The sequence below is a fragment of the Stenotrophomonas sp. T8 genome (genome assembly GCF_051853085.1).
GTDB lineage: Bacteria > Pseudomonadota > Gammaproteobacteria > Xanthomonadales > Xanthomonadaceae > Stenotrophomonas > Stenotrophomonas sepilia.
In genome coordinates, this window is the sequence record NZ_CP195329.1 from 2,135,381 (window position 1) to 2,154,169 (window position 18,789).

The following is an 18,789-nucleotide window of genomic DNA, read 5'->3' on the forward strand; positions in this document are numbered from 1 at the left end:
CGCCTCACAGCTGCCAGGAGCCGATGTCTGCGTTCCCGGCGTCGCCACCGGGCTTGCTGTCCGCACCCAGCGAGAACACATCAATGTCGCCATGAGTGCCTGGAACCTGGTACTGGTACGGATGGCCCCACGGGTCATTCGGCAGGCGATCCAGGTACGGCGTCACCGGCAACGCACCACTGCCCTGCGGCGGCTTCACCAGCGCCTGCAGGCCCTGTTCGGCACTGGGATAGCGCCCATTGTCCAGCTTGAACAACTTCAGCGCCTGCATCAGCGCCGCGATGTCCTGGCGCGCCGCCACCACGCGTGCCTGGTCCGGACGGTCCATCAACCGCGGCACGATCAGCGCGGCAAGGATGCCGATGATCACCACCACCACCATGATCTCGATCAGGCTGAAGCCCTGCTGCCGAGCCCTGCGACCACCTGCCTGCCTTGCCATTGTTCCGCCCTCGTCATCCTGGAAGAGACCGCTGCACCATGGTCAGCGGTGCATGTGTCAGTACGATAAACATCCGCCTGCGATTCGCTGCGCGGTTGCCTGTGCGGGCGCACGTGCAGCCGGCACGCGTGCCGCCTCGAGCAGGTGCGGCGGCACGCTGGCCAGTGTTTGGTCGATGCACTCGCGCAGCAACGGATGCACGCACGCCTGCAGCAGGCGCACGCACTGTGTCGGCGACCACGCGGTGCCGTGGTCGAGGCCGATGAACATGCGGTAGGCCTGGTGGTAGCGCAGGTCGTCGTACACACGCTGCGCACTGTTGAGGTCACGCACGTTCACCAGCAGGGCCGCACGTTGCAGCAGTCGCGCATCGGCTGCGCCAAGCGGCAGCGCGCTCATGGCCGCGTCGGGCCAGGGCCACATCCGCAGGTCGAGTGCCTTTCGAAGTGCCGCCAGTGGATGCGCACTGCTGTCCAGTGCCGCCCAGCGCGCCGCGTCCGCCCAGGCGTCACTGGACAGCACCCAGACCCACGAGCGCCCGTAACGCTGCACGTTCAGGGGCGTGTGCCGTGCCTGCTCCAGTGACTGGCTCAGGTGGCGATCCAGCTCCAGCATGCTGATCCTGCGACTGTCTTCCATCTGCGCCGCCCGTGCTCCGCGACGCGTGGTGCGTCGTACTCTGGAGAAGACGTCAGCAAGGCAGGTGAAGCGACACCGCGAATGCAACTCTGTGCACGGGATGGCGCTTCATCGGCAACGTCATCGCAGCGTCATCCGCCTGCAGGCTTCGCGCTGCAGCCGCGGTGCGTCACCCCCACAACGGCGGGCCAGTACCGCCACGTCGCTGCGGGCAGCGAATGCGACCAGTGCATCGGTCATGTCCACGTCATCGCACCATGACGCCAGCGCGACGCGCAGCGCGGGCAGCTGCCACCCGTCCATCACCCCATGGGCGCCCGCCACGAACCAGTGCCAGAGCCGATGATGCAGCACCTGCTCATGCAGCTGCGTGAGATCGTCGATGCCATGCATGTCCGCCAACAGCAGTGCGCGTGCGAGCGCCGCAGGCGGCAGCGCCCCGGATTCGACCAAGGGCATCTCCTGCTGCTGCAACCGCAGCAGCATCGCCAAGGGGTGTGACTGCGGATTGAAGTCCAGCAGCACCGCCTGCTGCTGCCACTGCGCGTCAGACACCACGCACACCCAGGGCGAACCATAACGATGCACCATCAGGGGCCTTCGCTGGGTGGTTTCCAGCAATGCAGACAGATTGCGACGCAGATCGAGCACACCGATGGTTTCGTTGCGCATCCTTGGCTTCTCCTCGCTTGCAACAGCCCTGCGCGGCGCGCACGGCCAGCGCCTTCATCTATCCAAGGACGGCGATGCCACCCGGAAAGCGACGCAGATCCAGCGACATCGTCAGTCGCAGCTGCTCCAGCGCCGCATCCGGATCATCGATGCGGAAGCGGCCACTGACCGGCGCGCGCGCCAATGCCGATTCACCCAGCAGTACCTTGCCCCGCCGGTAACGGTTGATCTCGTCCACCACCTCGCCCAGCGGTGCGCGGCGGAACACAAGCATGCCTTCGGTCCAGGCACTCACTTCCGAAGCTACGGCCTCGGCCACGACGCCACTGAGGCGCTCGTCGAACCGGGTCTGCTGGCCGGCCTGCAGCTGCAGGCGGCCCTGCGGGTGCTCGATACGGGCGCTACCCTGCAGGCAGGTCACCCGTACCAGCCCGTGGGTGTTGCGCACGTCCAGGCGCACCGCACCTTCATCGGCAATCACGCAACCCGGGCCCGCGAACAGTGCCAGGCGCAGGCCAGCACCGGTTTCGATCGCGGCCTGGCCCTGCACCAGCTCGAAGCCTTCGCCCTGCGCGTGCGCGCGGCGGCGCAGGCTGCTCTGCGTATCCAGTTCGATCTTGAGCTGCGGCGAGGGCGCGATCTGTAGTCGTTCACCGGTGCCGGTGTGGAAATCGGCCGCCATCGCCGTCACCGACGGCCACAATCCCAGCGGCGGGCGGAGCGCCGCCACCACCACCAGACTGGCCGGCGCCGCCACCGCAGCGCCCAGGAAGGCGCGCCGGCTCCAGCGCTGCGCCGGCGTCGGCGCGACCGGTTGGCGCGCGGCGGCGGGCAGTCGCTCGCCGGCCAGCTGCACCTGCTCCCACTGCCGGCGCGCACGGCCAAACGCTTCACGATGACGCGGGTCGGACTCGCACCATGCACGGAACCGGCGCCCATCGGCAGCGGTCGCCTCGCCCGAGGTCAGCCGCACCACCCACGCGTGGGCCTGACGCTCAACGGCATCCAGCGGGCGTTGCGGGCGGTCGTCAGGATCCATGGGAGCTCATGCCGGACCCGCACGCTGCGGGGTTCTGCTCGGCGTCAAAGTGTAGACGGATGCCGTCGCTCAGAACCGCACCTGGCGCCCCTGCCCACTGCGTTCGGCCAGGTAGTCCTGGGCTGCCTTCAGCTCCCGCTGCACCAACCGCAGCGACACACCGAGGTGGTCGGCCACGTCGCGCTGCTGCAGGCCATCGACGCGGATCGCCAGCAGGATGCGACGACGGCGCTCGGGCATGCGCTGCAGCAGGCCGACCATGTCTTCCAGCGCGAAGTCGAGCTCGGCCGCCTGTGCCGGCCCCGGCCCCGGGTCGGCCATGTCCATCAGCGTATCCACCTCCTCCAGGCTCAGCAGGCGGTGGTCTGCCCGTTGGCGGTCGATCACGGTGTTCATCGCCATCCGCAGCAGGTAGGCCGCAGGGTTCTGCACCGCGTCCAGGCGGTCACGTCGCGCACTCAGGCGCATCCACGTGTCCTGCAGCGCGTCGCCGGCCAACTCTTCCGATCCGAGCTTGCGCACCAACCGGCGTTTCAGCTCGTCGTAGGCACCCAGAAGGTGGTCCATCAGATCAACCGCCCCAGCCGTACCGTTGTTCATGTCCGAATCCTTGAAGTCATGGAAGGGGCGCGCGCCGGCCACAGTCGTGGTCGGTGCCGGAAGGACGGATCTGCAGCGTCACCGGCTGTGGCAGCGCGGCGGCGTCGGCCGCCAGCACCAGGCCGTGCAGCGCCTGCAGCAGGCGTGCGTCGCGGCGATCACTGCCACTGCCGGACAGCAGCTCGGGCTCGCTCACCTGGCCCGCGCCGTCGATGCGGAAGCGCAGCGTTGCGGCATAGCGGCCGGGCGCAATCTCCGGGTCGTCACAGAACGCCGCACGCAGCCGCTGCTGCAACCCGCCGTAGCGACCCCGGCGTTCGGCCTCGGGCAGCCCCGCGCCAACATCGGGTTCCGCGGCCGAGGGCTTGCCCCGGCGCAGCACCACACGCTGCTCGCCGATCACCTCGGCCTCGATCCCGGTGTCCTGCAGCAGCGACTCCAGCGCCACAAGCGGCGCCAGGCTCCCGCGCAGCGCATGGCTGCTGCGGCCCGAAGCAAGGTCGCCGGGGTACATCACCGACCACCCACTGATGACACTGAAGCGCTCGACCGCCTGTTCCAGCGGCTGCGCAGGGATGTCGTAGGCATGAACCGCGTCCTGTGCGGCAGCGGCAAAGGACAGCAGCAGCCATGCGGCGATGGCCACCTTCCAAGTTCTGACCGCATGGTGTCCATTCAGCCCCCTGACGTAGAACACATGACCCTCGGCAGCGACAGCAGCTGCAACGGTCGCGCACTACAACCGGAACCCCGGCCCACGCGCGACCCGCAAGCGGGCTCAAACCGTACCGGGGGCACATGTCATTGCGATGACCGCCGCCACGGCTGACGCCGGGTCAGGCCCTGCGAAGCCAGTCACGCGTCAGGAATCAATGAATCGAACAGGCATGATCATCTGCCCCAGGGGTCAAAACCCGTTGCGCAACAACGGGATCCGACCCCGACGGATCGCGGGGAACTGTCAGGCGGCGGGGCGGTGTGGCCAGGCAGGACCGTTGGCGCCATGGATGGCGCCATCGAGCCCCCAAGGAAGGGTTTACGGCGTGTCCTGCCTGGCCACACCGCCCCGCCGCCCCACGGAGCATCGCTGTTGCTGTTGTTGCTCCTGAGGTTGCCGGCCAGCAGCCGGCACTACCCGCGGGTGCCGGGTGCAACCCGGCCGTAAACCCCATCCCTCAAAGCGGCAGCTGGGTCGTCTGCTTGATCCGCTGCATCGGAATCTCGGTCTTGGTGTTCTGCACGCCGGCGATCCGGTTCAGGTGCTGCATCTGGAACTGCCGGTAGGCATCAAGGTCGGCCACCGCCACCCGCAGCAGGAAATCGCAGTCACCGGCCATCAGATGGCATTCCAGCACTTCCGGGAAAGACTTGATGCTGTTGATGAAGTGGTTGGTGGTGTCCTCGTCCTGCCCGCGCAGCCACACCCGCACGAACACGGTGAAGCCGCGGCCCACCTTGGCCTCGTTCAACAGCGCCACGTAGCGGTCGATGTAACCGCCCTCCTCCAGCAGCCGCACCCGGCGCAGGCAGGCCGACGGCGACAGCCCGACCAGACGGGCCAGCTCCAGGTTCTGCAGGCGGCCGTCGCGCTGCAGGGCGTCGAGGATGCGGCGATCAAGGTTGTCGAGCTGGTACTGCATGCAATTTCGTCCTGGTCGACTCTGGCCGCATGGAATATCAATCATCCAGAATCCAGTGGCATCAACGCAACCCGATTTCGTGATCGGACCGCTAGCATGGGCCACCCCCACCTCGTCGTGCCGTTCCATGGACGCCCGTACCACCCTCCCCCTGCCAGACACCTGCGATACCGCGCCGCGTGCCGAATTCCTGCGCGGCCTGCGCGCCGCCGTACCGGTGATGATCGGCTTCATTCCGTTCGCCCTGGTGCTCGGCGCGCAGGCGGCCCAGAAGGGCCTGAGCGCACTGGAAGTACCGCTGATGACCGGCCTCAACTTCGCTGGCGGTTCGGAGTTCGCCGCCGTCGAACTGTGGACCTCGCCACCGCACATCGCACTGATCGTGGCGATCACCGCGCTGGTCAACAGCCGCCACCTGCTGATGGGCGCCAGCCTGGCCCCGCTGCTGCAACACCTGCCGCGCCGCCGGGTGCTGCCGGCGCTGTTCTTCATGTGCGACGAAAGCTGGGCAATGGGCGTGGCCGATGCGCGTCGACGCGCGCTGGGCTTCAGCCTGGCCTACTACCTGGGCGTGTCGGCCGGCCTGTACACGGTCTGGGTGGCCTGCACCGCACTGGGCGCGATCGTCGGCCCGATGCTGGGCGACATCCACGCCTACGGCTTCGACATGGCCTTCCCCGCCGTGTTCCTGGTGCTGCTGCGCGGCATGTGGCAGGGCATGAAGGCTGCACGGCCGTGGCTGGTCAGCCTGGTCGTCGCCGCCGCTACCTACCTGCTGGCGCCAGGTGCGTGGTACGTGGCGAGCGGCGCACTGGCCGGCCTGGCCGCAGCCTGGCTGCTGGCGGAGGACGCAGCATGACCTTCAATGGCTTGATCCACTGGACTTCAGTACTGACCATCGTGCTGATGGCCGCCGCCACCTACCTGACCCGCATCGCCGGCTTCCTCGCGCTGCGCAACCGCACGCTGAGCAAACGCGCAGTGACGGTGATGGAAGCCGCGCCGGGCTGCGTGCTGATCTCGGTGATCGCCCCGGACTTCGTCGCTGACAAGCCGGCCGACCTGGCTGCACTGGCGATCACCCTGCTGGCCGCCACGCGGCTGTCGATGCTGCCGACGGTGCTGATCGGCGTGGTCTCGGCGGGTGTGTTGCGTTATCTGATGGGGTAGCTACCGGTACGCCGGGCAACGCCCGGCGGACCGTAGTGGCGCCGCGATGCAATCAAGCGCTGCTGCTTGCCGCCAGCAGGCACAGGCTGCGCGGCGGCAGCGTCCAGGCGCCTTCCTCATCCGGCTCCAACGGCGTTTCGTCGGTCTGCAGGAGTACGCGCCGGAACGACAGGGCGTCGTCTGACACACAGAACCGCTGCGGCTGCTCCCCGGCGTTCAACAAAAGGGCCAGGCTGACATGCCGCCCGGGCTCGCGCAGGCCACTGTCCGGACTGCGGCCGTCCAAGATGATCAGCAGCGCACGCAGCCCTGCGTCATGCCAGTCCGCTTCCTCCATGCCGCGACCATCGGGATGCCGCCAGTCGATATCGCGCAGGCCCAGCGCCTCATCGTATTCGCCGCGCAGGAACCGGTTCCTGCGCAGCAGGCCATAGCGTCGGCGCAGCGACAGCGCCCGGCGTACGAACGCCACCTGCGCCTGGGCTGCCGGCTGCGCAGCACGCTCCCAGTCGATCCAGCTCAGCGGGTTGTCCTGGCAGTAGGCGTTGTTGTTGCCCTGCTGCGAATGGCCGAACTCATCGCCGGCCAGCAGCATGGGGGTGCCCTGCGCCAACAGCAGCGTGGCCAGCAGGTTGCGCATCTGCCGCGCACGTACGGAGAGGATCGCCGGATCATCGGTCTCACCCTCCACGCCATGGTTGCTGGAAAGGTTGTGCGAATGGCCATCACGGTTGTCTTCGCCGTTGGCTTCGTTGTGGCGGTCGTTGTAGCTCACCAGATCATGCAGCGTGAACCCATCGTGTGCCGTTACCAGATTGATGCTGGCCGACGGCCGCCGGCCGTGGTGCTCGAACAGGTCGGCCGAGCCGGTGAAGCGCGTGGCGAACTCCGCCAGCTGGCCGCCATCGCCGCGCCACAGCGCGCGCGCCGTATCTCGGAAACGGTCATTCCATTCGGCCCAGCCCGGCGGGAACTGGCCCAGCTGGTAGCCGCCCGGGCCGATGTCCCAGGGCTCGGCGATCAGCTTCACCTGGCTCAGGATCGGGTCCTGGCGCACGGCATCAAGGAAGCTGCCCGAAGCGTCGAACCCATGCCGTTCACGGCCGAGTATGGTCGCCAGGTCGAAGCGGAAGCCGTCCACCCGCATCTCGGTCACCCAGTAGCGCAGCGAGTCCATCACCATGCGCAGTGCACCGGCATTGGTCAGGTCGAACGTGTTTCCGGTGCCGGTATCGTTGATGTAGTAGCGGCGATCATCGGCCAGGCGGTAGTAGCTGGCGTTGTCGATGCCCTTGAAGGACAGCGTAGGGCCCAGCTCATTGCCTTCGGCGGTGTGGTTGTAGACCACATCCAGGATCACTTCGATGCCAGCATTGTGCAGCCGCGCGACCATCTGCTTGAACTCGGCCACGGTGCCCAGCGACAGGTAACGCGGCTGCGGCGCGAAGAAGCCGATGGTGTTGTACCCCCAGTAGTTGCGCAGCCCGCGCTCGAGCAGCTGCTGGTCATCGACGTAGGCGTGCACCGGCAGCAGTTCGATGGCGGTCACGCCCAGATGGCTGAGGTGGTCGACCACTGCGTCATGGCGCAGGGCAGACAAGGTGCCACGCTCGGCCTGCGGAACATCGGGGTGTTGCATGGTCAGCCCGCGCACGTGCGCTTCGTAGATCACGGTCCGGTCCCAGGGCGTGGCAGGTGCCCGCTCGGCACCCCAGCTGAAGGCCGGATCGATCACGGCACAGCGCGGCATGTAGCTGGCGCTGTCGCGGCGGTCGAAGCTCAGGTCGCCATCGCGGTGGCCCAAGGTGTAGCCGAACAGGTGGGGGGCCCACTTCAGTTCGCCCACAATCTGCTTGGCGTAGGGGTCCAGCAGCAGCTTGTTGGGATTGAAGCGATGGCCTTCCTCCGGCGCATAGGGGCCATGCACCCGGTAGCCATAGCGCTGGCCGGGCCTCACGTCCGGCAGGTAGCCATGCCAGATCTCGTTGGTGTACTCGGGCAGCGCGATGCGTTCCACTTCGCGGTTGCGTGCATCGAACAGACAGAGCTCCACCCGGGTGGCATGCCGCGAGTACAGCGCGAAGTTCACGCCCAACCCGTCCCAGGTCGCCCCCAGCGGGAAGGGCCGGCCTTCGCGCACGCGCGAGGTCTGCGTCCACTTACGGCTCGCCATCGGTGCCCTCCTCCTCGCGCGCGGCGGCGATCTCGGCCTCCACCAGCCGCTCGGCCATGTGCCAGTGCCGTTGCTGCTGATCATCCGGGCGCCCTTCTGCCTCCCAGATCTGGTGGGCCAGTGCCTCAATCCGCTGCCGTCGTTCCCTGCTGTCCATCCCTACCTGCCTCCTCGTTGATCCATATCGCCAACGGGCTGCCAGCCAGAAGCCTGGCCACGTCCGTGGTTGCGTTGAAATGTTCGATGCGCCCGTCAAGGACGTTGCGCATGGGGCCTGTCGGCACCCCACGCAGCGTCACATCGCTGCCGACGTCGCGCGGCGCATGCAGGCTTGGGCCAGGCACGGCGGTGGGCGAACCACGCCGCACGACCACCAGCAGCATCTGCGCCTGATGCCTGCGCGTGAACGCCAGCCACGGTGAGCGCACCGGCGCCGACAGCGGCTGCAGCGCGCCGTGCAGGAACAGCTGCGGGTGCCTGCGGCGGCAATCCAGTAATCGCCGGAGTAGAAATGCCTTGATCCCACCGTCCCGCCAGTCCTCCAGTAGCGCGGGCCACGCGCGCGCATCACGCAGCCACGCCTGCCGCGCTGGATAATCCACGGCGCGCCGGTTGTCCGGGTCCACCAGGCTCAGGTCCCAGCCTTCACCGCCTTGGTAAAGATCGGGCACGCCGGGAAGGCAGTGCTGCAGGCACAGCTGTGCCAAGCCGTTGCAGGCGCCCGCCGGCGCGATGAGCGCCACGAAGGTCGCCAGCGCCTCCCGCACCGGCTGCAACGGCGCTCCATCCAGCAGCGCGTGCAGCCACTGCGCGGCGCCCTCCTCCACGGCCACGTTGGGATCGGACCAGCTGCTGACCCGCTTGCCCTCGCGCAACGCCTTGGTCAGCCATTGCCCCATCCTCGATGCGAAGCCTGCGCCGGGGGTACCGTGCATCGGCCACGCGGCCACGAGCGCCTGCCATAGCGCATAGGCCTCGGCACTCGGCAATGGCATTGGCGCGCCGGCGCGGGTCGCCATCCGGCCCCAGCGCCGCACCGCGTCCCGCCACTCGACCGTGCAGGTACTGAGAACCGCCAGCCGTGCCCGGCTGTCGGCCCCGCGCTTGTGATCGTGGGTCGCCAGCGCAAGCAGCGCCCTGGGATGGCGCCGCAGGCGCCCGGCTGCATGTTCCAGCAGCTCGCGCCCTTCCATGCCCAGCCGCTGCGGATCACTGCCGACTTCGTTGCGCGACAGCAGCCTGAAATAGCGATAGAACCCGGTATCTTCCACCGACTTGGCATTCAACGGCGCGGCCAGCTGCCCGAACCGTACGCGCAGCTCGGTTTCAGCCGGCGCCTGGCCGGGAAGTGCCTGCAGCAGCAGATCCAGCGCGGCGCATGCCGCACCGTCCAGCGCCTCGCGCGCAGCAGCTGCAGCGTCCACCAGCGCCTTTCGTTCACCCGCCCCCTGCAGCGAATAGGGCCGGTAGGTGCGGTAATGCCGCAGCAATGAAGCCAATGCGCGTGCCAGCGCAGCCACTCCGATATCGGCCTCGGCCAGCCGGGGCTGCAGGACCTGCTGCGCACTGCGCAGCAGCCGCTGGAAGTCTGCGTGAAGGCCCTGGCGCAACATCATGCCGCGAGCGTCCTGCTGGATCCGGTCGAAGCTGCGCGGATCACCGCCCAGCGCCTGCCACGTGCGCGAGAGCGCGGGTGCAGCCGCCGGATCGTGCAACCAGGCACCGGTCTGGTCCATGAAGTCATAGCCGGTGGTGCCGTCGCAGGCCCAGCTGTCGGGCAGCTGCTCGCCCTCGGCCAGTATCTTCTCCACATGCAGGCTCACCGCCTGCGGATCACGGCCGCCGGCCGCACAGGCTGCGTCGAGCGATTCACGAAGGCGCCGCAGGTAGGCGCCCGGGGAAGACAGGCCATCCACATGATCGATACGCAGGCCGTCCACCCATCCCTCGCGTACCAACCGCAGCGGCAGCGCATGCACCGCCTCGAACACGTCATCGCGCTCCACCCGCAGCGCGGCCAGTTCATTGATATCGAAAAAGCGCCGGTAGTTCACCTGATCGCCCGCCGTGCGCCACCAAGCCAGCCGGTAGTGCTGCCGCTGCAGCAGCGTATGCAGCCGTTCAACGCTGCGGTTGCAGCGCTCGGCCCACGCCGGCCACTGCGCGGAGTCCAGTGGATGGCTGCGCGGCGACAAGGGCAACGCCAGACCATGGTGGCGCAGCACGGGACGCGCGTTGTCCACCACCACGCGCACTACGCCATCGCGCACCGCGTCGTGCAACGGCCGGTCCAGTGCAGGCAGCCAGAGCCGGCCCTCGCAGCCCGGCGCCTCCCAGTCGATGTCAAACCATGCTGCGTGCGGGCTTCGACGCCCGTGCATCAGCACATCGTTCCACCAATGGCTGTGCGGGGACGCCGCCAGATGGTTGGGTACGATGTCGAGGATCAGGCCCATGCCGTGCGCGCGCGTCGCTGTGGCCAGTTGCCGGAAGGCTTCTTCGCCGCCCAGTTCCGGATTGATGCAGGCCGGGTCGATGCCATCGTAGCCATGCGTAGACCCATGCAGCGCAGCGGCGATCGGCGACAGGTAAAGGTGGCTGACGCCCAGCGCGGCGTAGTACGGCAGCTGCATCGCGGCGGCCTCGAGGTCGAAGCCTGCATGCAATTGCAGGCGTACGGTGGCACGCAATGGAGTCATCGCCGCTCCCTCCGCCGCGTTGCGCTGAACCGGGCAATACGCGCGTCAACCGCGTCCTGTTCCCATGCCAGCGGTAGCCGCCGGCGCCAGTTCGGATGGCCGTTGACGGTGCCCGGCAGGTTCACCTGCGCGCGGCTCCCCAGCGCATCTTCCAGCGGGAGCAGCGCCAACCGCGAAGGCGCGTGCGCGACCAGCGACAGCGCACGCGCTTCCAGCGTCGCGCCCTCGCCTCGGGCAACGGCGGACAGTCCCTGCACCTCACTGGCGCGCGCGTGCAACGCCGCTGCAAGCCCGGTCAGCTCACCCAGGCGGGCACGCCAGCGCAGGTCGCGCCCGTGCAGCCAGCCGGACAGCGGTGGCAGATCATGGGTGGAGGGCATGGCCACCGCATCGCGGCGCCACCGTGGCGCAGGCAGGAAGTGTTCACCCTTGCGGGCGAACGGCAGCACCTCGATGCCCAGGATGCCGCGGGCTGCCAGCCGCTGGCGAATGCCCGGCGGCACCACGCCCAGGTCTTCACCGATCAGCACGCAGCGATGCCGCCACGATTCCAGAACCAGCAGGTTGATCAGATCATCGAACGGATAGCGCAGGTACACGCCCTGTCCGGCGGCTGAGCCACAGGGAAGCACCCACAGCCGCTGCAGGCCGAGGATATGGTCGATGCGCAGCCCCCCACGGCCGGCCATCACGGCGCGCAGCACGCGAATGAACGGCTCAAAGCCCTCGCGCTGCAGCGCGGAGGGTGACCAGCTGGTGATACCCCAGGCCTGGCCCAGCGGATTGAACGCATCCGGCGGCGCGCCCAGCTCAAGGCCCTGCAGCAGACGGTCGCCACCGGTCCGGGCCTCGACGCCCTGCGGCGCGCAACCCACCGCCAGATCTGCGATCAGTCCGATCGACGCGCCGTCGTCGCGCAAGCCCGCCTGCACCTGCGCCCAGCCCTGCCGCGCCAACCACTGCGCAAACGCATGGTCGTCGGCGCTTCCAGTGAACCGGTCGGCGGCGTGCTGGCAATAGCGCAGCAGGGATTCGCCCTGCGCATCGCACCACGTCTGCATCTGTTCGTACTGAGCCGGCGCCTGCTGCCGCAGCCACTGGCGCACCTGGCGCAGCCAGCGCCACTTCAACGCCGCCGAGTGCGGCCAGTCGATGCGGCGCGCGGCAGTGGCTGCTGCAACGGCCGTCGCCAGTGCTTCGTCTTCAGCCAGCACGGCGTCGGCTGCTTCCGGCAGTACCTGCGGCAGGGAGGTCTGCAGCGGATCGAGCCAGCGCCGGTCGCTGGGCGAATAGGGGCTGTAACCGGGCCCTGGTGGCAAGCCGGCATGCAGCGGGCTCAACGCCACTGCATCGCCGCCGTGACGGTGCAGCAGTTCGCTCCATCGCGCACAGCCGGCGCTGTCACCGATGCCGGCGTCGTCGCGAGCGCGCAGGCTGTAGACCTGCGCCGACAGGCCCCAGCCGCGCAGCAAGCCCAGCGGCCACCAGGCACGCTGTGGCGCCACCGCAATCGCCTGTTGCCGTCCGCCCTGGCGCCACTGCCAGTAGCCGGGCTGGTCCGGCACGCGCCAGCGCCCTTGCGCATCGGGGTGTGCCGGCAGCACTGCGCCCTGCTCATCCACCCAGCACGCTGCGCCTGCCGCCTGGGGCATCGCCAGCAGCTGTCCACAGCAAGCCGTGCGCAGGCCACCGTGCTCGGGCGCTGCATCGCCCTGCAGCGCCTCCAGCACCGCGCGCAGCACGTCCGGTGCGACCTCGCGCGCGGCACCGGCCACGTCGGTCCAGCGGACCAGCAGGCCCGCACGGCCGGCCGCTTCCCGCACCGCTGCATCCGTGCTCATGCGGCGATCCAGCAGGCCAGCACGCCGCCGCCGGCTGGCAGCATCCCGGCCGCGTCCGGCCCCACGACGCAGTCGCCGGCCGGCACCGCATGCGCCACCGGCACAGGGCCCACGTTGATCGCGATCCACCATTGGCCCGAGGGCAACTGCCAGCCCGCCTGCACCGCGCCTTGGCCCAGCACGCGCGCACCCAGCGACCGCGCCTGCAGCAGGCCCGGCTGCAGATAGCGCCTGCGCAGGCCGAGGAACTCGCCCGTGCAGCGCAGCCAGTGCTGCGACCAGGGATCATCGCCGGGCGGCGGCGTGTACGACGCCTGCAGGGTCGCCGCATCGTTCGGGTCCGGAATACGCGCGCGCGAGGCGGCGTCGGCAAAGGCGCTGAAACCAGCGAACTCGCGGCGACGCCCTTCGCGCACCGCCTCGTCCAGCGGCGGCGCGTAGTCGGTGAAGAACAGGAACGGCGATTGCGCCTGCCACGGTTCGCCCATGAACAGCAGCGGGATCATCGGCGTCAGCACGGTCAACGCCAGCGCCGCACGCAGCCGCGCCGGATCCACCAGCATCGACAAGCGCTCGCCGAAAGCACGGTTGCCTACCTGGTCGTGGTTCTGCGCGAATGCCACAAAACGCGCGGGAGACAGGTCAGCGCTGGGTTCGCCGCGGGGATCGCCGCGCAGGTCCGGTTCACCCTGCCAGGCGAATCCTTCGGCCAGGCAGCGCGCCAGCAGTGCTTCGGCGCGACCGGCATAGGCCGCGTAATAGCCCTCCTGCTCGCCGGTCAGCATCACGTGCAGCGCATTGTGGAAGTCGTCATTCCATTGCCCCTGGTAGGCGCCGCGCAACCATCGCGCCTGGTTGCGTTCGTTCTCCAGCACCAGGTGCGCGTGCGGCACCACCGCGTGTACCTCCTCGGCCAGCTGCTGCAGGAAGCGCTCATCATCGATGGCATGCACCGCATCCAGGCGCAGCCCATCGAAGCCGTAGTCGCGCAACCACATCAGCGCGTTGTCGATGAAGAAGCGCCGCACCCAGGGCTGGCGGAAGTCGATGGCCTCGCCCCAGGGAGTACTGCGGTCATCACGGAAGAACCCCCGCGCGTACTGGCGCAGATGGTTACCCTGCGGTCCGAAGTGGTTGTAGACCACGTCCAGCAACACGGAAAGCCCAGCGGCATGTGCCGCCTCGACGAAGGCATTCAGCTCTGCCGGCCCACCGTAAGCATGGGCCGGCGCATACGGGAACACGCCGTCGTAGCCCCAGTTGCGCTGGCCGGGAAACTGCGCGACCGGCATCAGCTCAATGGCGGTGATGCCAATCGCGGCCAGCATCGGCAGCTGCGCGGTCAGCGCCGCGAAGCCGCCGCCGGCCTCGATGTGTACTTCATAGATCACCAGGTCCTGCCAGGCATGCCCGCGCCACGTGGGTTGCACCATGTCCTTGTCCAGCACCACCGCGCTGTCGCCGTCGATGCCGTCCGGCTGCCAGCGCGAGGCCGGGTCGGGCACGTCCAGGCCGGAAGGAAGGCGAAAACAGTAGCGGTCGCCATGCGATGCCGGTGTTCGCAGCCAGTGGCAGCCGTCCGGGTCGCGTTGCATCGGCCGCTGCGTGCCGTGCAGGCTCAGCGCCATCGTCCTTGCGTCCGGTGCCCACACGCGGAACTCCACCCCGTCACCGGCCACAGGCCATGCGCCCAGGCGCGGCGTCACTGCCGTCATGCATCAACCTGCAGGTACAGCGTGGACAGCGGCGGCAGCGTCAGCCGCAGCGACTGGGCGTGCCCATGCATCGGCCCGGGCTCGGTAAGCGCCGCTCCGAGGTTGCCGCTATTGCCGCCACCGTAGTACACGCTGTCGGTGTTGAGTCGTTCGGTCCAACGCCCCGGGTGCGGCACGCCGACCCGGTACGCCTCGCGCCGCACCGGGGTGAAGTTGCTCACCACCAGCAGGGTGCGGCCGCTGCCGGCAGGATCCCGGCGGATGAACGCGTAAACGCTGTTGCGGTTGTCATCGGCCACGCTCCAGTCGAAACCGCGTTCGTCGCGCTCGTCGCGATGCAACGCGGGTTCGGCGCGGAGCACGCCGTTGAGGTCTCGCACCAGGCGCGACAGGCCCTGGCCCTCACTGCTGGCCGCCTGTGCCCAGTCCAGTGCCGCATCGTGCGACCACTCGTGGCCCTGGCCGAACTCGCCGCCCATGAACAGCAGTTTGTTGCCCGGGTGCGCCCACATGAAGCCGTAGTACGCGCGCAGCTGGGCCAGCCGCTGCGCCGGCTCGCCGGCCATCTTGGCCAGCAGCGCCCCCTTGCCGTGCACCACCTCGTCATGCGAAAGCGGCAGCACGAACCGTTCGGAAAAGGCGTAGACCAGGCCGAAGCTGATCTCGCTGTGGTGATGCGGGCGATGGATCGGGTCGCGCCCCATATACTGCAGGGTGTCGTGCATCCAGCCCATGTTCCATTTATGGGTGAAGCCAAGCCCGCCCGCTTCCACCGGCGCGGTCACGCCCGGCCACGCGGTGGATTCCTCGGCGATCACCAGCACGTCCGGAAAGCGCTCGCGCAGCGTCTGGTTCATCCGCCGCAGGAACGCGACCGCCTGCAGGTTCTCGCGCCCGCCCTGCTCGTTGGGTATCCACTCCCCCTCGGCCCGGCTGTAATCCCGGTACAGCATCGACGCCACGGCATCCACGCGCAGACCGTCGATGTGGAACCGCTCCACCCACTCCAAGGCACTGCCGATCAGGTAGGCGGCCACCTCATTGCGGCCATAGTTGTAGATCAGCGTGTCCCAGTCGGCGTGCACCCCTTCGCGCGGATCCGCATGCTCGTACAGCGCAGTGCCATCGAACCCGGCCAGGCCATGCGCATCGTTCGGGAAGTGCGCGCTCACCCAGTCCAAGATCACCCCCACGCCGGCCTGGTGGCAGCGGTCCACGAAGCGCGCGAAGGCCTGCGGCGTGCCATGGCGCGCCGTCGGCGCGTAGATGCCCAGCGGCTGATAGCCCCAGGAACCGCCAAAGGGATGCTCGCTGACCGGCAGCAGCTCGATGTGAGTAAAGCCCAGCCCGGCCACGTACGGAATCAACCGGTCGGCCAGGGCATCCCAGTCCAGCGGCGCACCCTCGTCGCTGCGCTGCCAGGAGCCCGCATGCACTTCGTAGATCGACAGCGGTGCGCAGGTTCCGGCCTGGCGTCGGGCCGCCAACCATGCGTCATCGTGCCACTGCGTCGGCGCCGCCGAAGGCACCCGCGAAGCGGTGGCCGGTGGCAGCTCGGCCCAGCGCGCCATCGGATCGAACTTGTCGGGCATCACCCGGCCGTCGGCGCCGACGATGCGGAATTTGTAGCGGGCACCGGCCTGCACGCCCGGCAGGAACAGTTCCCACACGCCGGCGGTGTGACGCAGCCGCATCGGATGGCGTCGGCCATCCCATCCATTGAAATCGCCAACCACCGCGACCCGCTGGGCATTGGGTGCCCACACCGCGAAGCGCACGCCCGCGATGCCCTGCACCTGCATCGGCACCGCCCCCAGCTGCCGCGCCGCATCGGCATCACCGGCATGGAACCGCTGCAGCAGGGCTTCGTCCAACAGTGGACCGAACGCATAGGCATCGTGCACCTGCTCCACGCCCTGTTCGAAATGCAGGGCAAGCAGCGGTATCGCCGCGTCGCCGGCCGCGCCCTCGAACAGGCCGGGCAACGGGCCGGGGGACAGGTCCCAGCGCCGCCCGTCGTCTGCGATCACCTCGACGCGCTGCGCGTGCGGCACCAGCACGCGCAGCTGGCGTCCGCCTTCTGGCTGGCGGTGCGGGCCCAGCCAGGCGAATGCGTCGGCCGGGCGTGCATGGACGAGGTCCTCCAGCGCCGGCGCGATGCGCTGATCCAATCCCATCTCCGCGATGGTTTCATCCTCCAGGGCGGCCAGATGCAGGCTGTCGTGGCTCATGCGGCCACCTGGCAGGTCTGCTGGTACAACGCCAGGTAGGCGCGCCCCGCCGCATCCCAGCCACCTGGCCGCAGCATGGCCGCGCGGCGCATGGCCTGCAGCAGCCCCGGCAGGCGGAAGGTGCGCATCGCCCGTTCCACGCAGCGGCGCAGGCCATCGGCATTGGCGCCATGGAACAGAAAACCGGTCACGCCGTCCTCCACGGTATCCACCAGTCCGCCGGTCGCGTGTGCGATGGGCAGGCAGCCGAAACGCTGCGCGTACATCTGGCTCAGCCCGCAGGGTTCGAAGCGCGAAGGCATCAGCAGGAAATCGGCGCCGGCAAACATCTGGCGGGCCAGCGCTTCTTCGAACCCGATGAAGGCGCCCACCCGCCCCGGGTAGCGGCGGGCCAGCGCCTGCACCTGGGCTTCCACCTGCGGCTCGCCACCGCCGATGATGACCAGCTGGCCGCCGGCCGCCACGATCTGGGGCGCCACGTCGCAGGTGATGTCCAGGCCCTTCTGGTGCACCAGCCGCGACACCACCGCAAACAGCGGGCCGGTCGACGGTGCCAGGCCGAACGCCTTGCGCACCGCATGGGCGTTGGTGGCGCGCCCGGTCCACTCACCAATGCCGAAGTGGGCCTTGAGATGGATATCGCGGCGCGGGTCCCAGCTGGCGTCGATGCCGTTGACGATGCCACTCAGGTGCCCGCCGGCTGCGCGACGCGCCAACAGGTCATGCAGCCCGCAGCCTTCATCCGGGGCGGTGATCTGCTGAGCGTAGCGAAGGCTGACCGTGTTCAGCCGCGTGGCGTTGGTGATGCCGCCCTGCAGGAACGACATCTGCCCGTGGAAGTGCAGTTCATCCAGGTGTTCGGCCGGCACGCCCAGTACCGGCGCAAGCGCGTAGGGGAACAGCCCCTGGTAAGCCAGGTTGTGGATGGTCAGCAGGGTCGGCACGGCCGTCCGGTCCCAACGCACGTAGGCGGCCGCCATGGCCACCGGCCAGTCATTCAGGTGCAGCAGCTGTGGCGACCAGTACAGCCCGGCACGCCCGGCCGCAATCTCCGCCGCCGCATGCGAAAGCGTCGCGAAGCGAACCGCGTTGTCCTTCCACTCCTGCCCCTGCCCGTCCACGTAGGGCGAGCCCTCACGCTCGTACAGCTCCGGCGACAGCAGCACGTAGATCGGAAGGCCGTCGGCCTGCACCGCCATGCCGATCGTGCACGCCGGCAAGCCGGCCCGCGCGCTGACCTGCCCCACCCGCTGCAGCTGTGGCAGGCGCTGCAGTACCTCCGGGTAGCCGGGCAGCAGCACGCGCGAATCACACGCACCGCGCACCGCACGCGGCAGGGCCGCAGCGACGTCGCCCAGGCCACCGGCCTTGACGAAGTCCGCCATCTCGGTGGCAACGAACAACACGCGCTGCACCAGTTCCGGCAGATCCAACGGTTGCGAATGGCCGCGGCGCGTGCCGATCGGCACGGGCGTGACGGGAGAGATCGCAACGGGTGAAGCGGACTGGGCGGCGCGGGCCATGGGGATGATCTCGGATGCTTCAGGCAGACAGACGCCAGCGGCGCCCGGACAGGCGCTGATGCTGGGAAGGAAGTCGACGCAGGACGTGGGGGACGCCAGCGAGAGGCTCAGGACGACAATAGCCCTGCATGCGATCAATCAACCGTGAAGCCATGGCGATTTCTTTGTGACAACACGTCATGAGCTCAGTACACATGACATGCGCCCGCCTCCTGCCCGTGTCTCCTGCGATGGGGCCGAGCCCACGCCCGGCTGCTGGCAATCCCGCGTGCCGCCTGAGCCGGGCTGGGTTGATCTCTAAAGAGACTCACCCTGCGACACCCGGTCGCAGGCCTTCGCGCTACGCGCTTGACCAATGTCAAACCGCCCGCTGCCACGCGGGCGTATTCCTATGCAGAACCCGAA

General features: G+C 68.7%; 16 protein-coding genes. 2 read left to right on the forward strand and 14 right to left on the reverse strand.

The window, feature by feature from the left end; genetic code table 11:
* Window positions 1–4: 4 nt before the first annotated feature.
* The 7 genes from gspG to ACSDHM_RS10050 all read right to left on the reverse strand — a co-directional run bounded on the left by gspG (window position 5) and on the right by ACSDHM_RS10050 (window position 5,032).
* Complete coding sequence (gene gspG, locus ACSDHM_RS10020) at window positions 5–442, reverse strand: type II secretion system major pseudopilin GspG (RefSeq protein ID WP_005416799.1); 438 nt, start codon at window positions 440–442, stop codon at window positions 5–7.
* Window positions 443–499: 57 nt separating this feature from the next.
* On the reverse strand, window positions 500–1,081 hold the full coding sequence (locus ACSDHM_RS10025) for a hypothetical protein (RefSeq protein ID WP_111200561.1): 582 nt from the start codon (window positions 1,079–1,081) through the stop codon (window positions 500–502).
* A gap of 120 nt (window positions 1,082–1,201) precedes the next feature.
* Window positions 1,202–1,753: a hypothetical protein gene (locus ACSDHM_RS10030; protein WP_072168844.1), complete on the reverse strand. Its 552-nt coding sequence runs from the start codon at window positions 1,751–1,753 to the stop codon at window positions 1,202–1,204.
* A 58-nt stretch (window positions 1,754–1,811) separates the two neighbouring features.
* The gene (locus tag ACSDHM_RS10035) at window positions 1,812–2,792 is read right to left on the reverse strand and encodes a FecR family protein (protein WP_111008418.1); all 981 of its coding nucleotides are present in this window, start codon (window positions 2,790–2,792) and stop codon (window positions 1,812–1,814) included.
* A gap of 69 nt (window positions 2,793–2,861) precedes the next feature.
* A complete protein-coding gene (locus tag ACSDHM_RS10040) occupies window positions 2,862–3,392 on the reverse strand; it encodes an RNA polymerase sigma factor (protein WP_061479455.1) in 531 nt (176 codons plus the stop codon).
* Window positions 3,393–3,408: 16 nt separating this feature from the next.
* Window positions 3,409–4,089 (reverse strand): TonB-dependent receptor, encoded by a 681-nt coding sequence (locus ACSDHM_RS10045; RefSeq protein ID WP_188240920.1) that lies wholly within the window; start codon window positions 4,087–4,089, stop codon window positions 3,409–3,411.
* Between the two features lie 478 nt (window positions 4,090–4,567).
* On the reverse strand, window positions 4,568–5,032 hold the full coding sequence (locus ACSDHM_RS10050) for an Lrp/AsnC family transcriptional regulator (protein ID WP_005413654.1): 465 nt from the start codon (window positions 5,030–5,032) through the stop codon (window positions 4,568–4,570).
* Between the two features lie 127 nt (window positions 5,033–5,159).
* On the opposite strand from ACSDHM_RS10050, the gene ACSDHM_RS10055 reads away from it, so the two are divergent.
* Together ACSDHM_RS10055 and ACSDHM_RS10060 are read left to right on the forward strand one after the other, a co-directional pair.
* Entirely contained in the window at window positions 5,160–5,891 is a 732-nt protein-coding gene (locus ACSDHM_RS10055; protein ID WP_088496062.1) for an AzlC family ABC transporter permease, read from the forward strand.
* Window positions 5,888–6,202 carry an AzlD family protein gene (locus tag ACSDHM_RS10060; protein WP_088496063.1) on the forward strand — a complete coding sequence of 105 codons (315 nt, stop codon included), beginning with the start codon at window positions 5,888–5,890 and terminating at the stop codon, window positions 6,200–6,202. Before ACSDHM_RS10055 ends, ACSDHM_RS10060 begins: the two co-directional genes overlap by 4 nt.
* 52 nt (window positions 6,203–6,254) lie before the next feature.
* On the opposite strand, the gene glgX is transcribed toward ACSDHM_RS10060, so the two are convergent.
* Genes glgX through glgA form a run of 7 tightly spaced genes read right to left on the reverse strand, consistent with a single transcriptional unit; the run spans window position 6,255 to window position 18,384 of the window.
* Complete coding sequence (gene glgX, locus ACSDHM_RS10065; protein ID WP_111008050.1) at window positions 6,255–8,375, reverse strand: glycogen debranching protein GlgX; 2,121 nt, start codon at window positions 8,373–8,375, stop codon at window positions 6,255–6,257.
* A complete protein-coding gene (locus ACSDHM_RS10070; protein ID WP_072167575.1) occupies window positions 8,362–8,532 on the reverse strand; it encodes a DUF2934 domain-containing protein in 171 nt (56 codons plus the stop codon). The genes glgX and ACSDHM_RS10070 overlap by 14 nt, the downstream gene beginning before the upstream one ends.
* Entirely contained in the window at window positions 8,501–11,074 is a 2,574-nt protein-coding gene (gene treY / locus ACSDHM_RS10075; RefSeq protein WP_439426941.1) for a malto-oligosyltrehalose synthase, read from the reverse strand. Before treY ends, ACSDHM_RS10070 begins: the two co-directional genes overlap by 32 nt.
* Window positions 11,071–12,915, reverse strand: a complete 1,845-nt coding sequence (locus ACSDHM_RS10080) for a 4-alpha-glucanotransferase (RefSeq protein ID WP_088496065.1) — start codon at window positions 12,913–12,915, stop codon at window positions 11,071–11,073. The genes treY and ACSDHM_RS10080 overlap by 4 nt, the downstream gene beginning before the upstream one ends.
* Entirely contained in the window at window positions 12,912–14,630 is a 1,719-nt protein-coding gene (gene treZ / locus ACSDHM_RS10085; protein WP_072167572.1) for a malto-oligosyltrehalose trehalohydrolase, read from the reverse strand. Before treZ ends, ACSDHM_RS10080 begins: the two co-directional genes overlap by 4 nt.
* Window positions 14,627–16,861 (reverse strand): 1,4-alpha-glucan branching enzyme, encoded by a 2,235-nt coding sequence (locus ACSDHM_RS10090; RefSeq protein ID WP_439426942.1) that lies wholly within the window; start codon window positions 16,859–16,861, stop codon window positions 14,627–14,629. Before ACSDHM_RS10090 ends, treZ begins: the two co-directional genes overlap by 4 nt.
* A complete protein-coding gene (gene glgA / locus ACSDHM_RS10095; protein WP_111008045.1) occupies window positions 16,858–18,384 on the reverse strand; it encodes a glycogen synthase GlgA in 1,527 nt (508 codons plus the stop codon). Before glgA ends, ACSDHM_RS10090 begins: the two co-directional genes overlap by 4 nt.
* Window positions 18,385–18,789 lie beyond the last annotated feature (405 nt).